Annotated in this window: 2 protein-coding genes; both read left to right on the top strand. The window is 57.0% G+C overall.

Annotated features, from left to right (window positions below; genetic code table 11):
- On the top strand, positions 1-233 hold a 233-nt coding region (locus ACR0E6_RS22835; protein WP_480587717.1), incomplete at its 5' end, for an acyloxyacyl hydrolase.
- A gap of 79 nt (positions 234-312) precedes the next feature.
- On the top strand, positions 313-572 hold a 260-nt coding region (locus ACR0E6_RS22830; protein WP_480587714.1), incomplete at its 3' end, for a tryptophan synthase subunit alpha.

Here is a 572-nt window from a genome sequence, read left to right as displayed (position 1 = left end):
TGAACAATCGCTGGTTTCTGGAAGGCAGCGTTATGCCCGGCTACTTCTCTGAGGCTGACGAGTTGAACGATCTTGGCGGTAGCTTTCAGATCCGCAGCCTTCTTGGGATAGGGTACACACTGGACAATGGCAACAAGGTGTCGATGGCCATCACCCACAAATCCAACGCCAGCACGCAAGAGGATAATCCGGGCGTCAACGCCCTGCTTTTCCGTTATCACTTTGCGTTCTGAAGGTTTGCGGCCGCGGCGGGATTGATTTTCGGCAAAACTTTCTGCACATCAGGTCCGAACCTGACTGCAAGGACATGCCATGACCCGTATCGACGCCAAGTTTGCCGCTCTGAAAGCCGAGGGGAAAAAGGCCTTTGTCGCCTATGTGATGGCAGGCGACCCAGACTATGAGACCTCGCTTGAGGTCGTCAAAGGATTGCCGGGTGCGGGCGTGGACGTGATTGAGCTTGGCCTGCCCTTTACCGACCCGATGGCGGATGGGCCGACGATCCAACTTGCAGGTCAACGTGCCTTGGATGGCGGCATGACCCTGCAACGTACGCTGGATCTGGCGCGCGC

Source organism: Ruegeria sp. AP12 (assembly GCF_056540025.1).
Note: the sequence above shows the minus strand (reverse complement) of the source record. Positions and strands in the feature narration are given on the sequence as shown.